General features: G+C 64.8%; 2 pseudogenes. One reads left to right on the plus strand and one right to left on the minus strand.

What is annotated here, in order from left to right:
- Positions 1-258 (minus strand): annotated as a pseudogene (locus IJ15_RS0122820) (esterase family protein); the annotation flags it as partial.
- Between the two features lie 293 nt (positions 259-551).
- Here IJ15_RS0122820 and IJ15_RS24975 point away from each other — a divergent pair.
- Positions 552-914, plus strand: a pseudogene (locus tag IJ15_RS24975) (YebC/PmpR family DNA-binding transcriptional regulator); the annotation flags it as partial.

The raw sequence follows: 914 nt of genomic DNA on the forward strand, positions 1-914 counted from the left end.
GGCGTCGTCGCGGGCGCGCATCCCGTCGAGCAGGTACAGGGCGGCGTTCCCGCCGCGGGCCGCCCACTGGATCTGGACCTTGATCGGACCCATCTCCGAATTGACGAAGACTTCCTCGTAGCCGCCCGCGGGCGCGGCCGATGCAACCGGTGCTCCGGCGACAGCCGCGAACAGCGGAAGTGCCAGTGCCGCTGCCGCGACACCGAACAGACGCTGCTTCAGTCTCTTCGGAAGACCCGCTCGGTCAGTGCTGCGCATACGCTCGCCTTTCCCCCAACGAACCGGCATGAATGGAGTGCGCCCCCGCGCGAAATGCCGTCCCGTCGTCATCGATGTCCTGTCACGGATTTCCCTGGAAGGCTTCCAACGAACCGGACGGACTGTCCACGGAACTTCCCAAGAGGTACCGGATCGTGACCTTGGCGCGGAGGCGGTGTATTCGGCGTGGAGGAGCGGGCAGGTAGCATCGAACATCCGACAAATGTGCAGTGGACTTCGTCGTGGGATTTGTCGCATCTACCACGGCGCGCTGCAGGAAGGGGCTTCGACGAATGAGCGGCCACTCCAAATGGGCCACCACCAAGCACAAGAAGGCCGTGATCGACGCCAAGCGCGGCAAAGCCTTCGCGAAGCTGATCAAGAACATCGAGGTGGCGGCTCGTACCGGTGGCGGTGACCCGGCGGGCAATCCGACGCTGTTCGACGCGATCCAGAAGGCCAAGAAGAAGCGGCGGGCGGCGCCGACTGGCAGACGATCATGTACGAGGGCTACGGCCCCAACGGCGTCGCAGTGCTCATCGAATGTCTCACCGACAACCGCAATCGCGCTGCCGGTGAGGTTCGCACGGCGATGACCCGCAACGGCGGAAACATGGCCGACCCGGGATCGGTGTCCTACCTCTTCACCCGCAAGG

Origin of the sequence: Prescottella defluvii (genome assembly GCF_000738775.1) — a bacterium.
Taxonomy (GTDB): Bacteria; Actinomycetota; Actinomycetes; order Mycobacteriales; family Mycobacteriaceae; genus Prescottella; species Prescottella defluvii.